Origin of the sequence: Streptomyces sp. NPDC048484 (assembly GCF_040651415.1) — a bacterium.
GTDB lineage: Bacteria > Actinomycetota > Actinomycetes > Streptomycetales > Streptomycetaceae > Streptomyces.
The window spans coordinates 141,808-166,946 of sequence record NZ_JBEZJY010000008.1 but is presented as its reverse complement, the minus strand read 5'-3'; the positions used below and the strand labels follow the sequence as shown (position 1 = coordinate 166,946).

Sequence of the window (25,139 nt, the reverse complement as noted above, 5' to 3'; positions counted from 1 at the left end):
TGTTGGTTAGTCAGTTGATTAGTCAAAGGCGCGACTATCGCCCCGCTTGTCGCTGCCCGGCCGGTCCGGGTGGGCGACCGCGACCGCGGCGGGGGTGGCGGGTGCGCCGGGGGGCGCGGGTGCGGCAGGGAGGGCGGGTGCGGGGGCCGCGGCGGGTGGAAAGAGGACGGGCGGGAGCAGGGTCGGCCGCTTGGCCTGCCGGCCGTCGCCCGAGGAGCGGCCCCGGACGCGCCGCAGGAGCCAGGGCCCCAGGAAGCCGCCGACCCAGCGCAGTTCCGCCCCGACGCCCCGCGGTCCCGGACCCGCGGGCGCCTGCGCGCCGAGGGGCAAGGGCTGTGTCCAGGTGTCGTCGCAGCCCGGCAGGCCGACCGCGTGCGCGACCGCGGCGGCGATACGCGCGTGACCCAGCGGGCTCGCGTGCAGCCGGTCCGGGCTCCACAGCCGGGGGTCCGTCACCACTGCGTGGGCGGACATGTCGGCGATGAACACTCCGTGGCGTCCGGCCGCCTCCCGGATGCGGGCGTTGAGGGCGAGCACCCGGGAGCCGATCGGCCGGGCCAGCGGGGTGATCCGGCCGACGTCGGGAAAGGTGACCGTCGCGACGCGGGCGCCCTGTCCGGTCAGAGCGGCGAACATCGCCTCCAGGTGGCCGGCCACCTCGTCCGCGTCGAAACGGGGCCGCAGCAGGTCGTTCATCCCGGCGACCACGGTGGCCAGGTCGGGCCGCAGCGCGAGGGCCGGCGCGAGCTGCTCGGCACGCACCTGCCCGGCCAGCCGCCCGCGGACGGCGAGATTGGCGTACAGGACGTCCGGACATCCCTTCACGAGCTCCTCGGCCAAACGGTCGGCACACCCACGCAGCCCGCGCACGTCGTCGCCGTCACCGACTCCTTCGGTCTGGCTGTCCCCAAGGGCGACGTACCGCAGATATCCACTGTCGGACACGGAGTGACCACCTTTCGCCATAGACCACTAATACCCTATTCACATTGTTGTGTATGACAAGGGCAGGGCGAGGAGGAAGGCAAGAGGGAGGAAGGCAAGAGGAGTCCCTTGAACCGGACCCCTCACACAGGGGTCAGCGCCGTGGCCGCGCTCACGGCCCTGGCGGGCCCACCTGAACTGGCAGGCCCAACAGCCGTCCCAGGTACAACCGTTGGCAGTGAAAGCCGTGAACGCCGCGAAGACCACGAAGACCGCCGACAGTCCGCTACCACCAGGCCGGCGCGTCACCGGCGAGGGCGTCGCGCGTGACCTGGCCTGGCGGTCGGACCGGGCCGTGCCCGTGAGCGATGCCCGTTATGTACCTAGCGCGACGACGGCGACACGGAGTCGAGCGTCGCGGGACTCGTCTTCAGCAGCCGACCCACGTTCCGCTGTCGAGCCCGTGCTCGGCTGCGGGCCGCCCGCACCTCGCCGGCGGCGAACATCGCACGGCCCCGGGCGAACCAGCCTCCGCCCGGGCCCGCGCCCCCGCTCCCGCGTACCGCGTACCAACTGCTCAGCCCAGTGACGTCATGATGTGCTTGATCCGCGTGTAGTCGTCGAACCCGTATCCCGACAGGTCCTTGCCGTAGCCGGACTTCTTGAAGCCGCCGTGCGGCATCTCCGCGACCAGCGGGATGTGCGTGTTGATCCACACGCAGCCGAAGTCGAGGACCTTGGACATGCGCATGGCGCGCGCGTGGTCCTTGGTCCAGACGGAGGAGGCCAGGGCGTACTCGACGCCGTTCGCGTACTCGACGGCCTCGGCCTCGTCCGTGAAGGACTGGACGGTGATGACCGGGCCGAAGACCTCGTGCTGGACGATCTCGTCGTCCTGCTTCAGGCCGGAGACGACGGTCGGGGCGTAGAAGTAGCCCTTCTCGCCGACCCGGTGGCCGCCCGCCTCGACCCTGGCGTGTGCGGGGAGGCGCTCGATGAAGCCGCTGACCTGCTTGAGCTGGTTCGGGTTGTTGAGCGGCCCGTACAGCACGTCCTCATCGTCCGGCATGCCGGTCTTGGTGTCGGCGGCGGCCTTGGCGAGTGCGGCCACGAACTCGTCGTGGATGGCCTCCTGGACGAGGACGCGCGTGGCGGCCGTACAGTCCTGGCCTGCGTTGAAGAAGCCCGCCACCGAGATGTCCTCGACGGCCTTGGCGAGGTCGGTGTCCTCGAAGACCACGACGGGTGCCTTGCCGCCGAGCTCCAGGTGGACCCGCTTGACGTCCTTGGCCGCGGACTCGGCGACGGAGATGCCCGCCCGTACGGAACCGGTGATCGACGCCATGGCGGGCGTCTTGTGCTCGACCATCAGGCGGCCGGTGTCACGGTCGCCGCAGATGACGTTGAAGACGCCCTCCGGAACGATCGAGCCGATGATCTCGGCGATCAGGACCGTGGAGGCGGGGGTGGTGTCGGACGGCTTGAGCACGACCGTGTTGCCCGCGGCGAGCGCCGGGGCGAACTTCCACACGGCCATCATCATCGGGTAGTTCCACGGTGCGACCTGTGCGCAGACACCGATCGGCTCACGGCGGACGATCGAGGTCAGGCCCTCCATGTACTCACCGGCGGACCGGCCCTCCAGCATGCGCGCCGCGCCCGCGAAGAAGCGGATCTGGTCGACCATGGGCGGGATTTCCTCGGACCGGGTCAGACCGATGGGCTTCCCCGTGTTCTCCACCTCGGCGGCGATGAGTTCCTCGGCGCGCTCCTCGAAGGCGTCCGCGATCTTGAGGAGGGCCCTCTGGCGCTCGGCGGGGATCTGGTCGCGCCAGGCGGGGAAGGCCGCGGCCGCGGCCTCCATCGCGGCATCGACGTCGGCCTGTCCGGACAGGGGCGCGGTGGCGTACGCCTCGCCCGTCGCGGGGTTGACCACGTCCGTGGTCCGTCCATCGGCGGCATCGCGGAACTCTCCGGCGATGTAATTGCGCAGACGACGCAGCTCGGTACTCACTGCCCGGCCCTCCTGTCGGATGTCCTACGGCTCTTCTACGGCTCTTCTACGGCTGTCCTACTGCTGTTCCACGGCTGTCCTACGCCCCACGTGGCCACGTGTCCACTTGCTGAGACGCCTCGACGCCCACCCTAATCCTCGCTCCGACGTTTTCAACACCCCCGCCACCCCCAGAGCTGCGAAATCCGCAGACTGAGTACACGTAGACAACGAATTTCATCGATCAAACCTTGCGGAACTGTCGAGCCCTCATGCACAGTGACCTCGTGGCCAGTCGAAGCGCAGACCCCAAGGAATCCCGGGACTCCCGGGACGCCCGCGAGTCCAGGAACGGCACTCCCCAGCTGGATGCCGTCTCCCTCGCCATCGTCGAGCAGCTCCAGGAGGACGGACGCCGTCCGTACGCCGCGATCGGCAAGGCCGTGGGCCTCTCCGAGGCCGCCGTGCGCCAGCGCGTCCAGAAGCTGCTCGACCAGGGCGTGATGCAGATCGTCGCCGTCACGGACCCGCTCACGGTGGGCTTCCGCAGGCAGGCGATGGTGGGCATCAACATCGACGGCGACCTCGATCCGGTCGCGGACGCACTGAGCGCCATGTCGGAAGTCGAGTACGTGGTGATGACCGCGGGCTCCTTCGACATCCTCGCCGAGATCGTCTGCGAGGACGACGACCACCTGCTGGACGTCATCAACAAACGCATCCGGATCCTGCCCGGCGTGCGCTCCACCGAGAGCTTCGTCTATCTGAAGCTCAAGAAGCAGACCTACATGTGGGGAACCCGATAGCCGTGACTGCCAAGGACCTCAGCCGCACCGCGTACGACCACCTGTGGATGCACTTCACCCGCATGTCCTCGTACGAGAACGCGCCCGTCCCCACGATCGTCCGTGGCGAGGGCACGTACATCTACGACGACAAGGGCAAGCGCTACCTCGACGGTCTGGCCGGGCTCTTCGTGGTCCAGGCGGGCCACGGCCGTGCCGAGCTGGCCGAGACCGCCGCCCGGCAGGCCAAGGAACTGGCCTTCTTCCCGATCTGGTCGTACGCCCACCCGAAGGCCGTCGAGCTGGCCGAGCGCCTCGCGCACCACGCTCCGGGCGACCTGAACAAGGTCTTCTTCACCACGGGCGGCGGCGAGGCCGTCGAGACCGCCTGGAAGCTCGCCAAGCAGTACTTCAAGCTGCAGGGCAAGCCGACCAAGTACAAGGTCATCTCGCGCGCGGTCGCCTACCACGGCACCCCGCAAGGTGCCCTGTCCATCACCGGTCTGCCCGCCCTGAAGGCCCCGTTCGAGCCGCTGGTCCCCGGCGCCCACAAGGTCCCGAACACCAACATCTACCGCGCTCCCTCGTTCCTCGACAACGGGTCCGGCGTCGACCCCGAGGTCTTCGGCCGCTGGGCCGCCGACCAGATCGAGCAGGAGATCCTCTTCGAGGGCCCGGAGACGGTCGCCGCGGTCTTCCTGGAGCCCGTGCAGAACGCCGGCGGCTGCTTCCCGCCGCCGCCCGGCTACTTCCAGCGAGTACGTGAGATCTGCGACCAGTACGACGTGCTGCTCGTGTCGGACGAGGTCATCTGCGCCTTCGGCCGGCTCGGCACGATGTTCGCCTGCGACAAGTTCGACTACGTACCGGACATGATCACCTGTGCCAAGGGCATGACCTCCGGCTACTCCCCGATCGGCGCCTGCATCATCTCGGACCGGCTCGCCGAGCCGTTCTACCAGGGCGACAACACCTTCCTGCACGGCTACACCTTCGGCGGTCACCCGGTGTCGGCGGCCGTGGGCCTCGCGAACCTCGACATCTTCGAGCGCGAGAACCTCAACCAGCACGTCCTGGACAACGAGGGCGCGTTCCTGTCCACCCTGCAGAAGCTGCACGACCTGCCGATCGTCGGTGACGTCCGCGGCAACGGCTTCTTCTACGGCATCGAGCTGGTGAAGGACAAGGCCACCAAGGAGACCTTCACGGACGAGGAGTCGGAGCGCGTGCTCTACGGCTTCGTCTCCAAGAAGCTCTTCGAATACGGCCTCTACTGTCGCGCCGACGACCGCGGCGACCCGGTCATCCAGCTGTCACCGGCGCTGATCTCCGACCAGTCGACGTTCGACGAGATCGAGGGGATCGTCCGCCAGGTGCTGACGGAGGCCTGGACGAAGCTGTGATTCCGGCTCGGTCCCGCTGGGCCCGCCCGGCTCGGCCCCGTCCGGCGCCGATGCGCTGAAGCTGTGATCAACACCGGCCCCGGTGGCGCCCGTTCGAGTGAGAATGGACGCCCCGGGGCCGCGTGCTGTCCGGCCTCCGGGCCCCGACTCCCTAGCGTGCCCAGTGACCGATCGGCCCTGCCTTCGTTCCCCCGGGCCGGGGGACCGTGCGACCTTCCGAGGCCGCTCGGGCAGCGCGAATCAGATCTGAAGAGGTGTACGCGATGGCGGCTCCGCCGGACCACGAGGTGCTGTGGGCACACGCCCTGCACGTCACACACAACGGCTCACCCGCACTCACCGGCGTCTCACTCGGGGTTCGCGAGGGCGAGATCCTCGCCGTCGGCGGTCCGCGAGGCAGCGGCAAGACGACCCTGCTCCAGTGCCTGTCGGGCCAGCTCCTGGCGCAGGAGGGCGAGGTCTGGTTCAGCAGCACCCCCCTCCACACCATGGGTCCGTCGGCCCGCGAGCGGCTGCGCCGCGACCGCTTCGGCTGGATCGACCCGGCACCGGTCCTCGTCCCCGAACTGAACGCCTGGGAGAACGCGGCCCTGCCCCTGATGCTCCGCGGTGTCAGCCGCCGACGGGCCAAGACGGCCGCCCTGGAGTGGCTGGACCGCCTGGACATCGGCGACTGCGCCCGCAAACGCCCGTACGTCCTGCTCCAGGCGGAACGCCAGCGCGTGGCCATCGCCCGCGCCCTGGTCCCCGCGCCGACCGTGATCTTCGCCGACGAGCCCACCGCGCCGCTGCACCGCGCGGACCGCGCCCAGGTGTTGCGCACGCTCACCACGGCGGCCCGCTCGCACGGGATCACCGTCGTCCTGGCCACGCACGACACGGACACCGCGGCGCTCGCCGACCGTACGGTGTCGCTGCTCGACGGGCGGCACGTGAACACCGTCCATCTGCCGCCGGTCAGCGAGACGGAAGGCCGCGCCGCGTGCTCGCTCTCCGCCTAGCCCGCAGCGCCCACCCCGCGGTCCAGTTCCGCAGGCTCCTCGTCGCCGCGGCGGCCGCGGGCACGGGCTTCCTGCTCCTGTGCACCCTGGGATACGCGATGGGGCATCCGGACGCGTCGGCGTCGGCCGTGCTCCGCCTCGCCTGGTGCGTCGCGCCGATCGCCGCCACCGTGCAGTTCGCGGTCGCCGTCGCCCGGACCGACCCGGCCACCCGGCCCCGGACCGGACTCTCGGCGATCGGCCTGGGCCCCGGGCAGCTGATGGTCCTCGCGGCCGTCTCCACCGCGGCGTCCTGCACGCTCGGTTCGATGGTCGCCCTGCTGTTCTTCCTGCACCTGCGCGGCGATCTGACCGGGCTCCCCTTCGACGGCGAGGCCGCCGGCCTCCTCGCCGCGAACCAGCCGCTGCCCCTGCCCGCCGTGCTCACGCTCCTGGCACTGGTGCCGGTCATCGCGTCGGTGGCCGGCGCGGTGGTGCTGCGCCCGCGGGACGGGCGGCCGACCGGTACCGCGGCGGGCGGACGCCCACGACGGCTGGGCGGTTTCGGCGGCCACGGACGCTCCTCCGAGCACGTCGGATTCGGCGCGTACGGGCGCTTCGGGGCACGCGCGGGCGTGCGGGCGCGCGCAAGGGCGGACGGCCACGACGAGGGCCGGGACGCCCCCGGGCAGGACGCGCCCGACTCCGGCCCCACCGTCCGGGACGGTACGTCGGAGGCGCCGAGCACGCACGGGGCTCCCGACGACGCACGCACCGAGAGCACCGGACGTGCCGGACGTACTGGTCCCGAAAGCGCCGGACGTAGCGGACGTACCCGTGCGGACCGTGCCGGACATGCCGGTGCCGAAAACGCCGGACGTACCAATGCCCGACGCGGCACCGCGGAAGGATCCGGCGACGTCGTCGCGCTCGACGCGCCCCGCCGCTCGGGCGCCCGCGGCACCGTGAGGACCGACGACCACCACCTCGCCGCTGCCCACCCCGACTCCCCCGCACAGGCCGGGTCCGGCGCACCCGCCCCCGACGACACACCCCTCCGCCACCCGGACAGCCCGCTTCACCTGGCTGACCCGCTTGACCCGGCTGACCTGCTTGACCCGGCCGACCCGGCCAGCCCCCACGGCCCCCACGGCCCGGACAGCGAGACCGCCGCAGGCAGCCCCGCAGGCAGCCCTTCGCTCGTGCAGCTCGCCGGCTCCCCGCTGGACCCTCACCGCCCCCTGGCCCCGCTCCCCGCCCCCGGCGGCCTTCCCTGGGGCGCGGCCGTGCTCGCCGCCGGGCTCGCGGTGGAGACGTACGCCGGACGTACCGCCCCCGCTCACGGAGGGCCCGCGCTGCCCGGCGGCTTCACCGGTGGGTCCTTCGGGGTGCTCGTCGGCTGGGCGCTCACCGCGTTCGGACTGGCGCTGGCCGGGCCCGCGCTCACCCACCTCGGCGGCAGGCTGCTCCAGTCGGTACGGCCGGGTGCCCTGCGGCTGCTCGCCGGGCGCGTACTCATGGAGGAGGCGACCCGTATCGGCCGCCCGCTCGGCGTGGTGTGCGCGGTGGCGTCGGGCGCGTACGCCATGGCCGTGCTCCACACCGGTACACGCCCCGGCATCGGTCCTCTCACCACGCTCGGCGCGCTGCTCGTCGCCGGGTGCACCGTGGCGACGCTCCTGACCGCCGCCGTCGAGGCGAAGAACGCGCGCGCCGACACCACCTCGGCCCTGCTGCGGATCGGCGCGCCCGCCACCACTCTGCGCGTCGCGGCCGCCCTTCGCGCCGGCGCACTGCTCGTCGTCCTCTCCCCGCTGACCTGGGCCGTCGCGGAGCTCGCGGTACTGCCGCTGGCCCACTGACCCACTGCCCCGCCGTACGGGAGGAGATCGACCGCACGTACGAAAAAGATTCGCGCGGACCGATGACTTTTTGACGGCCCTCCGGTCTGACCCTCCGAACAGCAACCCACCCTACGGAGGACCCCCCATGTACCAGCAGATGATCTTCGTGAACCTGGCCGTGAGCGACGTGGACGCGTCGAAGAAGTTCTTCACCGAACTCGGCTACACGATCAACGCGCAGTTCTCGGACGAGAACTCCGCGTCCGTCGTCATCAGCGACACGATCGTCGCGATGCTGCTGAACAAGAAGCGCTACGCGGACTTCACGAAGAAGGAGATCGCGGACTCGACGAGGACGAGCGAGGTACTCCTGTGTCTCAGCGCCGAGAGCCGCGAGAAGGTGGACGAGCTGGTCGACAGGGCCATCTCGGCGGGCGGCTCGGCGAGCGGGGAGCCCCAGGACCACGGCGTCATGTACGGGCGCGCCTTCGACGACCCGGACGGCCACACCTGGGAGGTCATGTGGATGGACCCGGCAGCCCTCCAGGGCTGAACCGGCCATGCTTACATGGGCGGGTGCAGACGAGCCCCGCCCATGTGGCCCACCACAACGACCGCGAGATCGAGACGCTCGAGGAGTTCGACGCGACCGTCTCGGCACGCGGCACCCTCGCCGACTTCCGCGTCCAGGCCGTCGACCTGACGGACCGTACGAAAGAGCTGCTCGCCAGCGACACCGCGGGCGCCGTCTTCCTGGGCTGCCCGATGCGGGAGAGCGCGGCGGCGAAGATCCGCGCCGACGGCGCCCTGGTCTTCCCGCCCCTGCCCGACGTGCCGTTCGACCCGTACCGCGGCCATCTCTACACGCCCGACGAATTGTTCGCCTCCCTCGACAAGGGCTACGAGGAGACACCGGACGCCGCCGGGTACGCCTGGTTCCAGCGGACCAGGGCCGACGGCGACATCTACGCGTCGATGCTGCGCTCCATCCACGACGACAGCGTCTCGGACGCCCTCGGAGAACTCCTGCGCGGGGCGCGGGTGGTGGGCGTGATGGGCGGTCACACGATGGCGCGCGGCACCGGCGCGTACGCGGGCGCGGCACGGCTCGGCCGTGCACTCGCCCGCGCCGGGTTCACAGTGGCCACGGGTGGCGGCCCCGGCGCGATGGAGGCGGCGAACCTCGGCGCGTACTCGGCCCCGTACCGTGACGGCATGCTGGACGAGGCGTGCGAACTCCTCGCCAAGGCACCCTCGTTCGTCCCGTCCGTGACCGACTGGGCACGTGCCGCCTTCGAGGTGCGCGACCGCTGGCCGAAGGGCAACACCTCGGTGGGCATCCCCACCTGGTTCTACGGACACGAGCCGCCGAACGCCTTCGCCTCCCACATAGCCAAGTACTTCGCCAACGCCACCCGCGAGGACGGCCTGCTGGCCCGCTCGAACGCGGGTGTGGTCTTCCTGCCCGGCGCTGCCGGGACGGTCCAGGAGATCTTCGACAACACGACTCCCAACTACTACGAGTCCCGCGGCGAACCCACCCCCATGGTGCTGGTGGACCGCGCCCACTGGACGGAGCGCCTGCCCGCCTGGCCCCTCCTCCAGGCCCTTGCCCGCGACCGCTCGATGGAGTCCCGCATCGCGTTGGTGGACCGGATCGAGGAGGCACCGGAGACGCTCGACCGACTGTCGCGTGTAAACGAAACCTAAAAGCCAAGGGGCAAGACGGACAATGGATTGACAACCGGAGACGGTGCCCAATAAACCTGTGAGGCGTCTGGGGTTGCTGTTTCGCAGCAACCCCCACCACCCCCCTCGTTGTTGTGCATCCCGTGAAGGGCAATCGTGTCCATATCTCACCGTACCGCGCGTTCTGTGCGCATTCTCGGAGTTGCCTCCGCCTCGGCCGCGCTCACGCTCGGCCTCGCCGGCAACGCGCTCGCCTGCAACATCAGTGAGTTCAAGGCCGTCGCCAAGTGCGACGGCACCAAGGGCGTCATCAGCGTCACCGACAAGGACCCGTCGGGCGTCAAGGCCAAGGTCAGTGTCTTCCTCCAGTCGAACGGTGCCGACGCCAAGCTCGTCGGTGAGCAGGAGGTCGAGGGCACACGCGAAGGCGTGACCATCGACTTCTCCGAGGACTGGAAGCCGAACGCGACGTACCGCGTGCACGTCAAGGCCGGCAACCAGGTCGACGAGGACATCAAGCCGAACCTCGTCACCGGGTCCGAGGCGTGCAAGTCCGAGGAGACGACGCCTCCGGCGACCCCGTCGCCTTCGGACAAGCCCTCTAAGCCCGCGGAGGAGCCCTCCAAGCCCGCGGAGTCCCCGGAGCCCTCGGAGTCGGAGAGCAGCACTCCCGCCGCCTCGGCCGGTGAGAACACTCCGTCGCCCGCAGGCGACTCGAACCTCGCCGAGACCGGTTCGAGCTCCAACACCGGTGCGATCGCCGGGATCGCGGCCGCGCTCGTGGCGGCCGGTGCCGGTGTGATGTACGCGCTGCGTCGCCGTGGTGCGGCGAACGGTCGCTGACACCAACTGGTCGGACCTGTCACATCTGTAGTACCTGTAGTAGCTGTAATACCTGTAGTAGCTGTTGTGGCCCGTCCCCTCGCTGGCGAATTCCAGGGGGCGGGCCCTTCGCTGTTTTCGCTAGGACCTGTCCTAGTCGAACGAGGCTCGCTCCAGCCAGAAGTCCAGTACCTCGCGCTCCCCCAGGACCTCCAGCCGGCCGCCGTCCGGCGGAAGCCTGCGGTAGAAGGCGAGCAGCACGTCGGTGAGGGGCCCGCGCAACGCGACGTTCGCCTTCTCGTGGCCGTGCCGCCAGTCGATGCCCTTGTCGCCGAACTCGATGAGCCATTCGGTTTCCAGGCCCGGGTCGGTGTCGGTAGTGGTGTCAGTGGTGGGGGTGTCAGTGGCGTGGAGGTGGATACTGCGGCCCGCACCGCGCAGTTCCCTCGTGGCGTCGTCGGGATACTCCTCCCGCGCGAAGTGGACGATCTGCAGCCACTCCTCGATCGCGTCCGCCGCCAGGTCCTGATCGACCTCGAACGTCACCCCGGTCGTGCCCGCCGCGTCGGCCCGGTGGATGACCGTCTCGTGCGCCATCCGCCGCGCCCAGAAACCGGCCGTGTGCTCCCAGGCCCAGGACCAGGCCGGGGTATTGGCTCCGGCTGCGCGGAAGGTCTCCGCGGCCCGCTCCGCGCCCTCCGCGAGCCAGGCGTCGAGCGCGGCGGGGTCGCCGTCCTGCGGCCTCCCGCCCGGCACGTCCTCGACCGGCACGTCCCCGGTCGCCCGCGTCCGCACGATGTGCTCGGACCAGCGATGCGCCCCGCCCACGTGCACGGCGAGTTCCCACAGAGTCCAGTCCGGACAGGTCGGCACGGTCGCGGTGAGGTCCGCCCCGACGAGATGGGACCTCAGCAGCGCGGTCTGGCCGACGACTTCGTCGCAGTAACGGTCATGCCCGAGTAGCGTCATGGGCCGCACCCTAGGCGGCTCGGGCCTCTCCGAGTACGACAATTTCGGCTGCGTCGAAGGTCACCCCGACCTCTTCCCCGGTCTCCGGCGCGTCCCGCAGCGCGCACGCCGCCTCAAGCCGCGGCGCGTTCTCGGGCTGCAGCTGTACGGCGACATGGGTGCCCCGGAAGGTCCGTGCGGCCACCGTGCAGCGCAGCCCCTCCGCGGCCGGTACTAGCCTTACGCCCGCAGGTCTGACGAGCAGCGTGACCTCGCCCTGTCGGGTGTCGCGGGGCACCGGCACCTTGCCCCAGGGGGTGTCCGCGGCCTCTCCCCCGACGGTCGCCCCGGCCACGTTCTCGAAGCCCAGGAAACGGGCCACGAACTCGTCTGCCGGACGCTGCCAGACCTCAAGTGGCGTACCCGACTGGGCGATCCGCCCGTCTCGCATGACGACGACCCGGTCGGCGAGCGCGAAGGCCTCCCCCTGGTCGTGGGTGACCGCGAGCACGGTGGTTCCCAACTCGCCGAAGAGCTCGCGCAACTCGACCACGAGGCGTTCACGCAGGGAGCGGTCCAGCTGGCCGAGCGGTTCGTCGAGCATGAGCAGCCGGGGCCGGGGAGCCAGCGCACGGGCGAGGGCGACCCGCTGCTGTTCGCCGCCGGAAAGGGAAGCGACGCCCCGTCCGTGGGAGTCCGGCAGGCCTACGAGTTCGAGCAGCTCGCGCACTCGTACGGCCTGTTGCTGCTTCGGCTCACCGTGCATACGCAGCCCGAAGGCCACGTTGCCGGCGACGTCGCGCTGCGGGAAGAGCTGGTGGTCCTGGAACATCAGGCCGACGCCCCGCTTGTGCGCGGGCACGCCATCGAGGTCGTGGCCGTCCAGGAACACCCGCCCGTGGTCCAGGTGCTGCAGTCCGGCGACCGCCCTCAGCAGCGTCGACTTGCCGCTTCCGCTGGGCCCGAGGACACACACGATCTCGTGCTCGGCGACCTCAAGCCCGACATCGTCGAGCACGGCCCGCCCGCCGAACCGTACGGTCGCCCCATCGAGCACGAGCATCGCCCCGTCGAACATCGCCCCGTCGAGCTTGGGCATCGTCAGAACTCTCCCGTCCGGTCGCCGCGAAGGTCGGTACGAAGGCGTTCGAGGACCAGCAACGCCACCGCGCACACCACCATCAAGATGGTCGAAAGGGCCATGGCCTGCCCGTAGTTGAGCTCGCCTGCCCGCCCGAGCAGCCGCGCCACGGCGACCGGCAGCGTCGGATTGTCGGGCCGTGCGATGAAGACGGTCGCGCCGAACTCGCCCAGCGACACGGCGAAGGCGAACCCGGCGGCGATCAGCAGCGCCCGCCGCACCATCGGCAGATCGACCTCACGCCACACCCGCCACGGCGAGGCCCCGAGTACCGCCGCCGCCTCGCGCAGTCGCCCGTCCACGGCTCGCAGCACCGGCAGCATGGTCCGTACGACGAAGGGGACGCCCACCAGCGCCTGCGCGAGCGGCACCAGGATCCAGGTGCTCCGCAGGTCCAGCGGCGGTTGGTCGAGCGCGATGAGGAAGCCGAAGCCGACCGTCACGGCGGAGACGCCGAGCGGCAGCATGAGCAGCGCGTCGAATCCCCGTACGAGACGTCCGGCGTCCCGGCGGGTGAGAGCGGCGGCCGCGAGTCCGCCGATCAGCAGCGCGATGGCGGTGGCTGCGAGGGCGTACCGCAGGGAGTTGCCGATGGCGTCGATCGGCGGTACCAGGAAGAGACCGCCTTCGTTGCTGGTCAGCGCCTTGTAGTAGCCGAATCCGGATCCGGGGGCGTCGAATGACCGCTGGACGAGGACGGCCAGCGGCAGGACCAGCAGGACGGCGATGCTGCCGAGGACGGCGGCGAGCAGCGCCCACTGCCCCGCCCCGCGCGGCCGTCGGGAGGTCATGGAGGCGTCGACCAGGCGCAGGGCCGTCTCCCGCCGCCGTACGGTCCGGGCGTGGACGGCGAGGATGCCGCCCACCGCCACGAACTGGACGATCGTCAGCACGGCGGCCGTGGAGAGGTCAAAGATCTCCGAAGTCTGCCGGTAGATCTCGACTTCGAGTGTCGAGAAGGTGGGGCCGCCGAGGATCTGCACGACGCCGAAGGAGGTGAAGGTGAAGAGGAAGACCATGAGTGCGGCGGCGGCCACGGCCGGACCGAGCGCCGGAAGCGTCACCTTGCGCCAGACCGCGAACCGTGAGGCGCCGAGCATCCGCGCGGCCTCCTCCTGACGCGGGTCGAGCTGCGCCCAGAGGCCGCCGACCGTGCGGACGACGACCGCGTAGTTGAAGAAGACGTGCGCGAGCAGGATCGCCCACACGGTCGTGTCCAGGCGTACGCCCCACAGCTCGTCCAGGAGCCCGCCCCGCCCGAGCAGCGCCAGGAAGGCCGTGCCCACGACCACTGTCGGCAGCACGAACGGAACCGTCACGACGGCCCGGAGGATCTGCTTGCCCCTGAACTCGAAGCGTGCGAAGACGTACGCGCCGGGGAGCGCGATCAGCAGAGTGAGCGCGGTCGAAGCGAGCGCCTGCCAGGTCGTGAACCACAGGACGTGCCGGATGTCCGGCTGCGCGAGCACGTCCTGGATCCGCCCGAAGTGCCAGACCCCGCCGGTCTTCAGCCCACGGGCCGTGATCGCGACGACCGGGTAGGCGAAGAAGAGCCCGAAGAACGCGACGGGCACGGCCATGAGCCCAAGCCGCGCCACACTCCTCCTACGCTCCCTACGCGGGCGCGGGCGTCGACGCGGAGGCCGGGGCGGGCGCTTTCGCGGCTCGACCGCGGCCTCGGCCTCGGCCTCGGCCTCGCCGCGGGGCTCTACTTCAGTACGAGCGAGGTCCATGACTTGACCCACTCGTCACGGTTGTCGGCGATCCTGGCGGGGTCCAGGGTCTCGGGGTTCTCGGCCTGCGGGCCGAACTTCACGAACGCCTGGGGCACCTGGGCGGCCTCACGGACCGGATACACGAACATGTTGAGCGGCATGTCCTCCTGGAACTGCTTCGTGATGAGGAAGTCGACGAGCGCCTTGCCGCCCTTCGCGTTCTTCGCGTCGCTCAGCAGGCCCGCGTACTCGACCTGGCGGAAGCAGGTGCCGTCCGCGACGCCGGTCGGCGCGGTCTTCGGCTTCGGGTCGGCGTAGATGACCTCGGCGGGCGGGGACGAGGCGTACGAGACGACGAGCGGCCGGTCGCCCTTGGCCTTCTTGCCGCCGGCGGACCCGGAGAACTCCTCGTTGTAGGCCTGCTCCCAGCCGTCGACGACCTTCACGCCGTTGGCCTTGAGCTTCTTCCAGTAGCCCTCCCAGCCGGCGTCCCCGTACTTGGCGGCGGTGCCGAGCAGGAAGCCGAGGCCGGGCGAGGACGTGGACGCGTTCTCGGTGACGAGGAGGTTCTTGTACTCGGGCTTGATCAGGTCGTCGAAGGACGTCGGCGGGGCGAGCTTGTGCTCGCTGAAGTAGGCCTTGTCGTAGTTGACGCAGATGTCACCGGAGTCGATGGGCGTGACCCGGTGCTTGTCCTGGTCGACCCGGTACTCGGCCTGGATTCGATCGGCGCCCTTGGCCTCGTACGACTGGAACAGCCCGTTGTCGAGCGCGCGCGACAGCAGGGTGTTGTCGACGCCGAAGAAGACGTCGCCCTGCGGATTGCCCTTCGTGAGGATCGCCTTGTTGACGGCCTGCCCGGCGTCGCCGTCCTTGAGGACCCTGACCTTGTACCCGGACTCCTTCTCGAACGCCTTCAGTACTTCCTTGGTGTAGGCGAAGGAGTCATGGCTGACGAGGGTCACGGTCTTGGATCCGGAGCCTCCGTCGCCGGACCCGGACGACCCGCACGCGGAGAGCGTGAAAAGGCCGAGCCCGGTGGCAGCGACCACGGCCGTGACTCTCTGAACGGTGCTTGTGATGCTCGTGGTGCTCTTGTTGCTCGTGGTGTTCTTGTTGCTCGTGGTGCTCACGGAATTCCTCCTGGGTTGACCAGGAAGAGACGCGGCCCTGCCCGGGACCTCGGTCGGGTCCCGGGCAGGGCGCAACAGCTTGAGTAGTGACCGAACTTCCTACCCAGAATGACCTGGGCAAGGTTCAGAGGGTCTGCGGGCTCTCCCGCACTCTCAGCGCTGTGGCGCTCCCCTGTCGGAATATGAAGATGTCGGAACCCGCAATGCGGGTACGCCCGCCAGACTACCGCTCGGTGGCCGCGAGCTGCCCGCACGCCCCGTCGATCTCCTGACCACGGGTGTCCCGGACGGTGACGGGCACACCATGGGCGGCGATCGCCTCGACGAACGCCTTCTCGTCCTCGGGCCGCGAGGCGGTCCACTTGGAGCCGGGCGTCGGGTTCAGCGGAATCAGGTTCACATGCACCGGCTTGCCCTTGAGCATCCGCCCGAGCCGGTCACCGCGCCACGCCTGGTCGTTGATGTCCCGGATGAGCGCGTACTCGATGGAGAGCCGGCGCCCGGACCTGGCCGCGTACTCCCAGCCGGCGTCCAGCACTTCCCGTACCTTCCACCGCGTGTTGACCGGTACGAGGGTGTCGCGCAGCTCGTCGTCAGGCGCGTGCAGGGAGATGGCGAGGCGGCACTTGAAGCCCTCGTCGGTGAACCGGCTGATGGCCGGGACGAGACCGACGGTGGACACGGTGATCCCGCGCTGCGACAGTCCGAGCCCGTCCGGCTCGGGGTCGGTGAGGGCCCGGATGGACTGGACCACCCGCTTGTAGTTGGCGAGCGGCTCGCCCATGCCCATGAAGACGATGTTGCTGAGCCGCGCCGGGCCGCCGGGGATCTCCCCGTCGCGCAGCGCCCGCATGCCGTCGACGATCTGGTGCACGATCTCGCCGGTCGACAGGTTCCGGTCGAGGCCGGCCTGCCCGGTCGCGCAGAACGGACAGTTCATCCCGCAGCCGGCCTGCGAGCTGATGCACATGGTGACCCGGTCCGGGTAGCGCATCAGCACGGACTCGACGAGGGTGCCGTCGAAGAGCCGCCAGAGGGTCTTGCGGGTGGTGTCCTCATCGGTGGACAGATGCCGCACGACCGTCATCAGCTCGGGCAGCAACGCCTCCTGCAGCTTGGCGCGCGACCCGGCCGGGATGTCGGTCCACTCCTCCGGATCGTGTGCGAGCCGCGCGAAGTAGTGCTGCGAGAGCTGCTTGGCACGAAACGGCTTCTCACCGATCGCGGCAACGGCCTCTTTGCGCTCGGCGGGCGTGAGATCGGCAAGGTGCCGCGGCGGCTTCTTGGCTCCGCGGGGGGCAACGAATGTGAGTTCTCCGGGCTTAGGCATGGCTGTACCAGTGTCGCAGATCGATTCGTGTGACCTGGGCCGCGCGCTGTGCGGGGTGGTCGTCAGTGGTCGACCCCACACGCCGCACGCCGCCGCTCTCCTCCGACGGCCCGCAGACGGCCCGGCACTGTGGGCGTTCGCCCTGGCCGGCGTGCTGACAACGGCATCCGGGCGGGGCCGGCGGCCTCGGCCCCGTGGAGCATGATCCGATCACGACCGACGAACCCGCCCGTGTGGCATTGCCATATAGGCCACCTCAGGACCTAGAATCGAACTTGTGTACGAAAAAATGTCTCGCCCGGACCGCCCGGACCGCCCGGATCACCTGCGCCGCGTCCGCGAATGGCCTGATACCGACCTCGGCGTGCTGTGAACCGCGGGCAGCCGCAGTCGCAGGAGACAGGCACCGCTCCCATCGTCGTGCACCGCGCGGCGGGCGGCGGCGGGCGGCGGGTGTCGATTCGCGCCCTGGGCGCAGGCCTGGCGCACAGCGATGCCGATGTGGTCGAGTTCCTGCGCCGCGCGGGTCTGCCGGACGCGGGGGAACTGCTGGACGACCCTCAGTGGGTCGAATGGCAGGGCGGGCGGCCCCATGAATACGACGCGGGCTGACGGGCTGACGGGCTGGCGGGCCGACAGCGCCTCAGCCTGCGCGCAGTACCGCACGCCACACACCGCACAGCACGCCGTACTCGACGCCGCACAGCACGCCGTACTCGACGCCGTACAGCACGCGTTGCACCAAAAGACCCCCAACCTTGATCGGCTGGGGGTCCTCGCTGCCGGCGGAGCAAGCCCGCCGATCAGCCGGATCCGACGAAGAGCACCAGGAGCAGCCACACCACAGGAGCGGTGGGCAGCAGTGAGTCCAGTCGGTCCATGATGCCGCCGTGGCCCGGGAGCAGCGTGCCCATGTCCTTGATTCCCAGGTCGCGCTTGATCATCGACTCGCCGAGGTCGCCGAGCGTGGCGCTGGCCGCGACCGCGAATCCGAGAACCAGCCCCTGCCACCAGGTGCCGTCCTCGATGAGGAACTGCATGCACAGCGCACCCGCCGCCATGGCGAAGGTGACCGCGCCGAGCAGGCCCTCGCGGGTCTTTCCGGGGCTGATGCGCGGGGCGAGCTTGTGCTTGCCGAAGCGCCAGCCGACAGCGTACGCACCTGTGTCGCTGACCACGGCCAGCAGCAGGAACGCGAAGACCCGCCGCGCACCGTCGTCCGCGGTGAGCATCATCGCCACGAACGTGGCGAGGAACGGGATGTAGAAGGCCGCGAAGACCGCCGCGGTGACGTCCTTGAGGTAGCCCTCGGGTGGCTCCGTCATCCGCCAGACCAGGACCGCGAGCGCGGTGAGCGCCATCGCCACCCAGGCGCCCTCGGGCCCCCGGACGTATCCGGCGACGACCATCGCCGCGCCGCCCACCGCCAGCGGCACGATCGGCGCCTTGATGCTCTTGCGCTCCGCGAGCCTCGACGTGAGTTCCCACAGGCCGACCACGACGGCGACAGCTATGACGCCGACGAAGGCCGCCTTGACGACGAACAGCGACGCGACGATCACGACGCCGAGCCCGACACCGACCCCTATGGCAGCGCCCAGGTCGCGGCCCGCGCTCCTTTTCTGCGGCGCGGGGGCGGGTTGTGCGGCGCTGGTCATGGGCTCCTGCGGATTCTGCGGGACCTGCGGATTCTGCGAAGGAGCCTGGAACGGCGGCGTCGACGGCGTCTCGTCGCGGAACAGGGGGCCGCCCGTCCGAGCAGCCCCCCGGTCGTCATCCTGGTCTCCGCCATGCGCGGGTTCGTCGGGCACGATGGGCATGGGGCGAGTCTGCTGCGCGTGGTGCGCATCGTACGCGGGACCCGCCGGGGCAGCCCCCTGGACAGGCCCCTGGTCGGACGGCCCCCAGTACCCGGCTTGCGGCGGCACCCCCCAGGAAGATTGGTTCATCAGACCTCGAGCAGCTCTGCTTCCTTGTGCTTGAGCAGCTCGTCCACCTGGGCGACGTACCTCGCCGTGGTGTCGTCGAGCTCCTTCTCCGCACGGCGGCCCTCGTCCTCGCCGACCTCGCCATCCTTGATCATCTTGTCGATGCCGTCCTTGGCCTTGCGGCGGACGGAACGGATCGAGATCTTGGAATCCTCGGCCTTGGTCCGGGCGACCTTGATGTAGTCCCTGCGGCGCTCCTCGGTGAGCTCGGGGAACACCACCCGGATGATGTTGCCGTCATTGCTCGGGTTGACGCCGAGGTCGGAGTCACGGATCGCCTGCTCGATGTTGCGCAGCGCGCTCTTGTCGAACGGGGTCACCACGGCCATGCGCGGCTCGGGCACCGAGAACGAGGCCAGCTGGTTGATCGGTGTCAGTGCGCCGTAGTAGTCCGCCACGATCTTGTTGAACATCGCCGGGTGCGCACGGCCGGTGCGGATCGCGGCGAAGTCCTCCTTGGCGACCACGACGGCCTTCTCCATCTTCTCCTCGGCCTCGAGGAGGGTCTCTTCGATCACCACTTGCTCCTGCGTGTCTTGAGTAGGCCCGGCTGCGGTTCCTTTGGCGGGTAGGCGGCCGGCTGCGTCGCGTCTTGTTCCTGCACGGTTCCCGACCGGCAGGACATTGTCCATCCCCCGGTCAGGCCCGGCTGCCCTGGTCACCCACAAGCGTGCCGATCTTCTCACCCTTGACGGCCCGAGCGATATTGCCCTCCGCCAGAAGCTCGAAGACCAGGATCGGGAGCTTGTTGTCGCGGCACAGGGTGATCGCGGTCATGTCGGCGACCTTCAGGTCGCGGGTGATGACCTCGCCGTAGCTGAGCGCGTCGAACTTGACTGCTTCGGGGTTGGTCTTCGGGTCGGAGTCGTAGACCCCGTCCACACCGTTCTTGCCCATCAGCAGCGCTTCGGCGTCGATCTCCAGAGCGCGCTGGGCGGCGGTGGTGTCCGTGGAGAAGTACGGCATGCCCATACCGGCGCCGAAGATGACCACACGGCCCTTCTCCAGGTGGCGCACGGCCCGCAGCGGGATGTACGGCTCGGCGACCTGCCCCATGGTGATGGCGGTCTGTACGCGCGAGTCGATGCCCTCCTTCTCCAGGAAGTCCTGGAGGGCGAGGCAGTTCATGACCGTACCGAGCATGCCCATGTAGTCCGAGCGGGCCCGGTCCATGCCGCGCTGCTGGAGCTGGGCTCCGCGGAAGAAGTTGCCGCCGCCGATGACGACGGCGAGCTGGGCACCGCCACGGACGACCGCGGCGATCTCCCGGGCCATTTTGTGCACCACGTCTGGGTCGACGCCGAGCGCCCCGCCACCGGCGAACGCCTCGCCGGAAAGCTTCAGCAGGAAGCGCCCGGCTCCCTTGCCGTGATCGCCCTTGTCGCCTTTGTCGTCCGTGTCGGCGGCCTTGGTGCTGGTCATGGAGATCTCGCCTCTTTTACGTGTCGCGCATACGTGTCGCACATACGAAGAAGGCCACTGCCGGTGGGGTGTTGTTCGCATCCCATGCGCGGCAATGGCCTCCTCGTCAGTTCTGCTGTCGTCCGCGCGTCCGCGCGGGACGGGATACGCGACCAGCGCGGACGACTGCTGTCGACCCTAGCGGGATCGCGCGTCGATCGCGGTACGGACTCAGATGCCGACCTTGATGCGCGAGAAGCGCTTCAGGGTGACACCGGCCTCGTCCAGGACCTTCTGAACGGACTTCTTGTTGTCGAGCGCGTACGGCTGGCCGAGGAGGGTGGCCTCCTTGAAGAAGCCGTTGACGCGACCCTCGACGATCTTCGGGAGCGCGGCCTCGGGCTTGCCCTCGGCGCGCGTGGTCTCCTCGGCGACGCGACGCTCGGACTCGACGACCTCGGCCGGAACGTCCTCACGGGAGAGGTACTTCGGCGCGAAGGCGGCGATGTGCTGCGCGATGCCCTTGGCGAGGCCGGCGTCGGCCTTGTCCAGCTCGACCAGGACACCGATCTGCGGGGGCAGGTCGGGCATGGTGCGGTGCATGTACGCGGCCACGTAGGCGCCGGAGAACTGCGCGAAGCGGTCCAGGACGATCTTCTCGCCCAGGTTCGCGTTGGCCTCGTCGACGAACGCCTGGACCGTCTTGCCGGCCTCGATCTCCGAGGCGAGCAGCGCCTGGATGTCGGCCGGGGAGGACGCGGCGGCGTGCTCGGCGATCTGGTTGGCGACGACCTGGAACTTCTCGCTCTTGGCGACGAAGTCCGTCTCGCACTTCAGCTCGACCAGGACACCGGAGGTGTTGTCGTCGGCGATGATCGAGACCACGGCGCCGTTCTCGGCGGAGCGGCCCTCGCGCTTGGCGACGCCCTTCTGGCCCTTGATGCGCAGCGCCTCGACGGCCTTGTCGACGTGGCCGTCGGCCTCGTCCAGCGCCTTCTTGCAGTCCATCATGCCGGCGCCGGTGAGCTCACGGAGCTTCTTGACGTCGGCGGCGGTGTAGTTCGCCATGATCTGTGAATCTCTTCTCGGAGTTCGAAGTCTCGAGGTCGGCGTCCGCCGCTGATCGGGCGGGCGTCCACCGAAGATCTACGGGCTGGGGGTGAACGGTGGGCGACGCACTCGGCGCCGCCCACCTCCCACTCACGAGTGGGGGTACCCCCACTCAACCGTGACGCTGGATCGTCAGGCCTGCTCGGCCGCGGCGGGCTTCTCGGCCTCGGCGGCGTCGGCCTCGGCAGCAGCCGGAACCTCAGCCTCGGGGGCCTCGGCGGCGGGCGCCTCAGCCTCAGCAGCAGGCGCCTCGACCTCAGCGGCCGGAGCCTCAGCAGCAGGCGCCTCGGCCTCGGCGGCCGGAGCGTCGGCGGCGGGCGCCTCGGCAGCGGTCTCGTCACCCTCGGCGGCCTTCTTCTCGCCGCCCTCGAGCAGGTCGCGCTCCCACGCGGCGAGCGGCTCGCCCGCGGCCTTGTCGCCCTCGGCGGCCTTGCCGGCGCCGGAACGGGAGATGAGGCCCTCGGCGACGGCGTCGGCGATCACGCGGGTGAGCAGCGTGACGGAGCGGATCGCGTCGTCGTTGCCCGGGATCTTGTAGTCGACCTCGTCGGGGTCGCAGTTGGTGTCGAGGATGGCGACGACCGGGATGTGGAGCTTCCGGGCCTCACCGACCGCGATGTGCTCCTTCTTGGTGTCCACGATCCAGACGGCGCTGGGCACCTTGGACATCTCGCGGATACCGCCAAGGGTCTTCTCCAGCTTGGCCTTCTCGCGGGAGAGGACGAGCAGCTCCTTCTTGGTGAGGCCGGACGCGGCCACATCCTCGAAGTCGACCTGCTCAAGCTCCTTGAGGCGCTGCAGGCGCTTGTAGACGGTCGAGAAGTTGGTGAGCATGCCGCCCAGCCAGCGCTGGTTCACGTAGGGCATGCCGACGCGGGTCGCCTGCTCGGCGATGGCCTCCTGCGCCTGCTTCTTCGTGCCGACGAACATGACCGTGCCGCCGTGGGCGACGGTCTCCTTGACGAACTCGTAGGCGCGGTCGATGTACGACAGCGACTGGAGCAGGTCGATGATGTAGATGCCGTTGCGCTCCGTGAAGATGAAGCGCTTCATCTTCGGGTTCCAACGACGGGTCTGGTGACCGAAGTGGACGCCGCTTTCCAGCAGCTCCCGCATCGTGACGACGGCCATGGCCGTACTCCTTGGTGTTCTCGGTTGTGCCGCGTCCGCCGGACGGCGGTCGCGCCTGACGCCCGCTTTGCGCCTTGCCACAAGGGACCGAGGGGCGCTGACATCGGCTGTTTGACGACCTGATGTCGGGGCGTGCGAAGTCGACCCGGTGACCCGGATCGCCACAAGAAGTGTACGGGACCCGCGAGGTGCCGGATGACGCCGTTGTCCACAACTGACGGGTACTCCACAGATCCCGGCCATGATCCTCTTTTCGGCGTCGCGCACGGGACCGTTCTCCCATGCGAGCAGAGCGATTTCTTCGTACGTGGCCGACGTTGCTGCCGGCCTTCCTGATGGCCGCCGCGCTGGTACTCGGCCCTGTACCCGGCGGGCCCGCGGCCATCGCCCGCGGCGGCGACCTGGGCGCCGGCTCCGTCGGCGGCTTCAGTGGCGGCTCCAACGGTGGGTCCGGTGATGGGTCCGGTGATGGGTCCGGTGGCGTGGACCCGCCGGTCCCCACGGTCGGCCGCGCCTGGCCGGTGGGGTCGCGCCCGCCGGTGGCACGCGGCTGGGAACCGCCGGCGACCGCCTACGGCCGGGGGCACCGGGGCGTCGACCTCACCGCGGCCACCGGCGCCCCGGTCCGGACCGTCGCTGCCGGCCGCGTCTTCTTCGCGGGCCGGGTCGCGGGCCGCGGGGTCGTCTCGGTCGAGCTGACCGGCACGGGAGACCCTCCCCTGCGCACGACGTACGAGCCGGTGCGGGCGACGGTGAAGAAGGGCGCCGTGGTGGCCGCGGGCGAGGCGGTCGGCGTACTGGAGCAGGCGGGACCCCACTGCCCGGCGTCGTGTCTGCACTGGGGACTGCGGCGGGTGGACACCTACCTGGACCCGCTGTCCCTGCTGCCCGCGTGGCTGCTCGGCCGGGGCCCTTCACGCCTGCTGCCGGTCACCGGGGTACCGGAAGCGACGTCCGACGCGACGCCCCTATGACGGACGGCCCCTGCCTCCGCCCGGAAAGGCAGGGGCCGGAAAGAAGGAGGGAGGGAGAGGGGGCGGGGAGGGGGCGGGGCGCGGAGGGGGCGGGGAGGACACTCGCGCACCATCCGCCGGGACGGGCACCGCTCCTCGTCCACCGGGCGGCCCCGAATGCCTCAGGGCCGGTGTCTCAGCCCCGCACGCCTCGCAGAGCCATGGCGACGGCGGCGTCAATGATCACTCCGGGCTCTTCGGCCGCGCCGAGTTCGATCCTCCGCACCGCCGCGTCCGCTATCCCCTGGAGGAGCATCGCGGCCATCCGGGGCTGCTCGTGCCCCATGTCCCGCAACGCCTCCACGATCATCGCGACGAGCCCCCCGTGCGCGGCCCGGATCTTCTCGCGCGCGCCCGCGTCGAGCTCACTCGCCGAGATCGCCACCACGGCCCGGTGCCGCCGGTCCCCGACGAGGGCGAGCTGCTGGCGGACATACGCCTCAACCTTGCCCTCGGGTGTCCCGGCCAGCGACATCGCCGACTCGACCTCGGCGGCCCAGAGCGGGAAATCGACCTCGCAGAGCTCTTCGACGACTGCCGCCCGGGACCGGAAGTACTCGTACACGGACGAGCGCGCGAGACCTGTCCGCTCGGCGAGTGCCGGGAACGTCAGCGCCTCCGTCCCGCGCTCGGACAGCAGTGACCGAGCCGCGTCCAGCAGGGCGGCTCGCTGCATCGACCGGTGCTCGGCCACGGAGGCCGCTCGAATCCTTGGCACGCTCCCACTTTACGGACGCCGCGCCCAGGACGGGAGTCTCCCGCCCAGGGGAGCTGCGTCCGTCCGCGCGGGAGAGGTCACGCCGTGGTTCGCCGCCGCGCATCAAGGAGAGCGGATCCAACCAGGTCAGCGGCCAAAACTCGCCAGCTTCGCCCGCAGCTGGAGCACCGATTTGGTGTGGATCTGACTGACGCGGCTCTCCGTCACCCCGAGCACGTTACCGATCTCGGCGAGGGTGAGCCCCTCGTAGTAATAGAGAGTGACCACCGTCTTCTCCCGGTCGGGCAGTGTGTTGATGGCCCGCGCCAGGAAGCGCCGCAGTTCACGACCCTCCGCGACCTCCACCGGGTTGTCGGCCGCGGTGTCCTCCAGCGTGTCCATCAGGCTCAGCCGGTTGCCGCCCTCACCGCCGACATGCAGCAGCTCCTCCAGGGCCACGACGTTGGCCAGCGACAACTGACCGAAGACCGCATGCAGTTCTTCGACCGCGATCCCCATCTCGGCGGCCACCTCGCACTCCGACGGAGTACGCCGCAGCCGCGCTTCCAGCGTCGCGTAGGCGCGCTCGACGTTGCGTGCCTTCTGCCGCACGGACCGGGGGATCCAGTCGAGCGCCCGCAGCTCGTCGATCATCGCGCCCCGAATCCGCGTGATCGCGTACGTCTCGAACTTGATCTCCCGCTCGATGTCGAACTTCTCGATGGCGTCGATCAGCCCGAACACACCCGACGAGACGAAGTCCGCCTGCTCCACATTGGGGGGCAGTCCCACGCTCACCCGGCCCGCCACGTACTTCACCAGCGGCGAGTAATGCAGGATCAACTGCTCGCGCAGCCGCCCGTCGCCCGTGGTCTTGTACGACCTCCACAGCTCGTCGAGCGTCGAGGGGGCGGGCGGCCGCACGCCGCCGCGCGCAGCGGGGGGAACTGCCGCCCGGTCAGACCCGGAGGTGTGCTGGGGCATTCGTCGCCTTGTGCCGTTCTGCAGTGAACCGGTGGTGACTGCGTGAGCTGTCGGTCTGATGTCGAGTTGCCTGTCTGAGTCGGGATCCATGTGAGCGTAGCGTGACTG

Annotated in this window: 23 protein-coding genes and 1 riboswitch; of the genes, 9 read left to right on the top strand and 14 right to left on the bottom strand. The window is 69.9% G+C overall.

Features of this window, described 5'->3' with window-relative positions:
* Positions 1–18: 18 nt before the first annotated feature.
* Together AB0D14_RS10775 and AB0D14_RS10770 are read right to left on the bottom strand one after the other, a co-directional pair.
* On the bottom strand, positions 19–945 hold the full coding sequence (locus AB0D14_RS10775) for an SGNH/GDSL hydrolase family protein (protein WP_362776881.1): 927 nt from the start codon (positions 943–945) through the stop codon (positions 19–21).
* 556 nt (positions 946–1,501) lie between these two features.
* Positions 1,502–2,938, bottom strand: coding sequence for a gamma-aminobutyraldehyde dehydrogenase (locus AB0D14_RS10770; RefSeq protein ID WP_362776879.1), 1,437 nt, complete (start codon positions 2,936–2,938; stop codon positions 1,502–1,504).
* 251 nt (positions 2,939–3,189) lie between these two features.
* Between AB0D14_RS10770 and AB0D14_RS10765 the strand changes: the two genes are divergently transcribed.
* From AB0D14_RS10765 to AB0D14_RS10735, 7 genes are all read left to right on the top strand, one after another.
* Entirely contained in the window at positions 3,190–3,723 is a 534-nt protein-coding gene (locus tag AB0D14_RS10765; protein WP_362776877.1) for an Lrp/AsnC family transcriptional regulator, read from the top strand.
* The gene (locus AB0D14_RS10760; protein WP_362776875.1) at positions 3,708–5,105 is read left to right on the top strand and encodes an aspartate aminotransferase family protein; all 1,398 of its coding nucleotides are present in this window, start codon (positions 3,708–3,710) and stop codon (positions 5,103–5,105) included. Before AB0D14_RS10765 ends, AB0D14_RS10760 begins: the two co-directional genes overlap by 16 nt.
* 263 nt (positions 5,106–5,368) lie before the next feature.
* Positions 5,369–6,106 (top strand): ATP-binding cassette domain-containing protein, encoded by a 738-nt coding sequence (locus AB0D14_RS10755; RefSeq protein ID WP_362776872.1) that lies wholly within the window; start codon positions 5,369–5,371, stop codon positions 6,104–6,106.
* Complete coding sequence (locus AB0D14_RS10750) at positions 6,088–7,947, top strand: hypothetical protein (protein ID WP_362776870.1); 1,860 nt, start codon at positions 6,088–6,090, stop codon at positions 7,945–7,947. Before AB0D14_RS10755 ends, AB0D14_RS10750 begins: the two co-directional genes overlap by 19 nt.
* Before the next feature lie 127 nt (positions 7,948–8,074).
* Complete coding sequence (locus tag AB0D14_RS10745; protein ID WP_362776868.1) at positions 8,075–8,482, top strand: VOC family protein; 408 nt, start codon at positions 8,075–8,077, stop codon at positions 8,480–8,482.
* A 23-nt stretch (positions 8,483–8,505) separates the two neighbouring features.
* The gene (locus AB0D14_RS10740) at positions 8,506–9,639 is read left to right on the top strand and encodes a Rossmann fold nucleotide-binding protein (protein ID WP_362776866.1); all 1,134 of its coding nucleotides are present in this window, start codon (positions 8,506–8,508) and stop codon (positions 9,637–9,639) included.
* Between the two features lie 165 nt (positions 9,640–9,804).
* Positions 9,805–10,461: an LAETG motif-containing sortase-dependent surface protein gene (locus AB0D14_RS10735; RefSeq protein WP_362776864.1), complete on the top strand. Its 657-nt coding sequence runs from the start codon at positions 9,805–9,807 to the stop codon at positions 10,459–10,461.
* A 132-nt stretch (positions 10,462–10,593) separates the two neighbouring features.
* On the opposite strand, the gene AB0D14_RS10730 is transcribed toward AB0D14_RS10735, so the two are convergent.
* From AB0D14_RS10730 to rlmN, 5 genes are all read right to left on the bottom strand, one after another.
* A complete protein-coding gene (locus AB0D14_RS10730) occupies positions 10,594–11,409 on the bottom strand; it encodes a maleylpyruvate isomerase family mycothiol-dependent enzyme (RefSeq protein WP_362776862.1) in 816 nt (271 codons plus the stop codon).
* A 10-nt stretch (positions 11,410–11,419) separates the two neighbouring features.
* Positions 11,420–12,466: an ABC transporter ATP-binding protein gene (locus tag AB0D14_RS10725; protein ID WP_362777041.1), complete on the bottom strand. Its 1,047-nt coding sequence runs from the start codon at positions 12,464–12,466 to the stop codon at positions 11,420–11,422.
* A gap of 23 nt (positions 12,467–12,489) precedes the next feature.
* Positions 12,490–14,109, bottom strand: coding sequence for an iron ABC transporter permease (locus AB0D14_RS10720; RefSeq protein WP_362776861.1), 1,620 nt, complete (start codon positions 14,107–14,109; stop codon positions 12,490–12,492).
* 128 nt (positions 14,110–14,237) lie between these two features.
* Positions 14,238–15,326 carry a thiamine ABC transporter substrate-binding protein gene (locus AB0D14_RS10715; protein WP_362777039.1) on the bottom strand — a complete coding sequence of 363 codons (1,089 nt, stop codon included), beginning with the start codon at positions 15,324–15,326 and terminating at the stop codon, positions 14,238–14,240.
* 129 nt (positions 15,327–15,455) lie between these two features.
* Positions 15,456–15,561: riboswitch (TPP riboswitch) on the bottom strand.
* A 39-nt stretch (positions 15,562–15,600) separates the two neighbouring features.
* Positions 15,601–16,707 carry a 23S rRNA (adenine(2503)-C(2))-methyltransferase RlmN gene (gene rlmN / locus AB0D14_RS10710; RefSeq protein WP_362776858.1) on the bottom strand — a complete coding sequence of 369 codons (1,107 nt, stop codon included), beginning with the start codon at positions 16,705–16,707 and terminating at the stop codon, positions 15,601–15,603.
* A 369-nt stretch (positions 16,708–17,076) separates the two neighbouring features.
* On the opposite strand from rlmN, the gene AB0D14_RS10705 reads away from it, so the two are divergent.
* The gene (locus AB0D14_RS10705) at positions 17,077–17,319 is read left to right on the top strand and encodes a hypothetical protein (RefSeq protein WP_362776857.1); all 243 of its coding nucleotides are present in this window, start codon (positions 17,077–17,079) and stop codon (positions 17,317–17,319) included.
* Between the two features lie 191 nt (positions 17,320–17,510).
* On the opposite strand, the gene AB0D14_RS10700 is transcribed toward AB0D14_RS10705, so the two are convergent.
* The 5 genes from AB0D14_RS10700 to rpsB form a co-directional block, all read right to left on the bottom strand.
* Positions 17,511–18,656 (bottom strand): phosphatidate cytidylyltransferase, encoded by a 1,146-nt coding sequence (locus AB0D14_RS10700; RefSeq protein ID WP_362776855.1) that lies wholly within the window; start codon positions 18,654–18,656, stop codon positions 17,511–17,513.
* A complete protein-coding gene (gene frr / locus AB0D14_RS10695; RefSeq protein WP_362776854.1) occupies positions 18,656–19,213 on the bottom strand; it encodes a ribosome recycling factor in 558 nt (185 codons plus the stop codon). Before frr ends, AB0D14_RS10700 begins: the two co-directional genes overlap by 1 nt.
* 121 nt (positions 19,214–19,334) lie before the next feature.
* Positions 19,335–20,117, bottom strand: a complete 783-nt coding sequence (gene pyrH / locus AB0D14_RS10690; protein ID WP_362776853.1) for a UMP kinase — start codon at positions 20,115–20,117, stop codon at positions 19,335–19,337.
* A gap of 210 nt (positions 20,118–20,327) precedes the next feature.
* Positions 20,328–21,164: a translation elongation factor Ts gene (gene tsf, locus AB0D14_RS10685; RefSeq protein ID WP_362776851.1), complete on the bottom strand. Its 837-nt coding sequence runs from the start codon at positions 21,162–21,164 to the stop codon at positions 20,328–20,330.
* A gap of 174 nt (positions 21,165–21,338) precedes the next feature.
* Positions 21,339–22,337, bottom strand: coding sequence for a 30S ribosomal protein S2 (rpsB, locus tag AB0D14_RS10680; protein WP_362776850.1), 999 nt, complete (start codon positions 22,335–22,337; stop codon positions 21,339–21,341).
* A gap of 281 nt (positions 22,338–22,618) precedes the next feature.
* Here rpsB and AB0D14_RS10675 point away from each other — a divergent pair, with 281 nt between their 5' ends.
* A complete protein-coding gene (locus AB0D14_RS10675; RefSeq protein ID WP_362776849.1) occupies positions 22,619–23,311 on the top strand; it encodes a M23 family metallopeptidase in 693 nt (230 codons plus the stop codon).
* Positions 23,312–23,486: 175 nt separating this feature from the next.
* On the opposite strand, the gene AB0D14_RS10670 is transcribed toward AB0D14_RS10675, so the two are convergent.
* On the bottom strand, positions 23,487–24,044 hold the full coding sequence (locus tag AB0D14_RS10670; RefSeq protein WP_362777036.1) for a helix-turn-helix domain-containing protein: 558 nt from the start codon (positions 24,042–24,044) through the stop codon (positions 23,487–23,489).
* A 150-nt stretch (positions 24,045–24,194) separates the two neighbouring features.
* Entirely contained in the window at positions 24,195–25,031 is an 837-nt protein-coding gene (gene whiG, locus AB0D14_RS10665) for an RNA polymerase sigma factor WhiG (RefSeq protein ID WP_362776846.1), read from the bottom strand.
* Positions 25,032–25,139 lie beyond the last annotated feature (108 nt).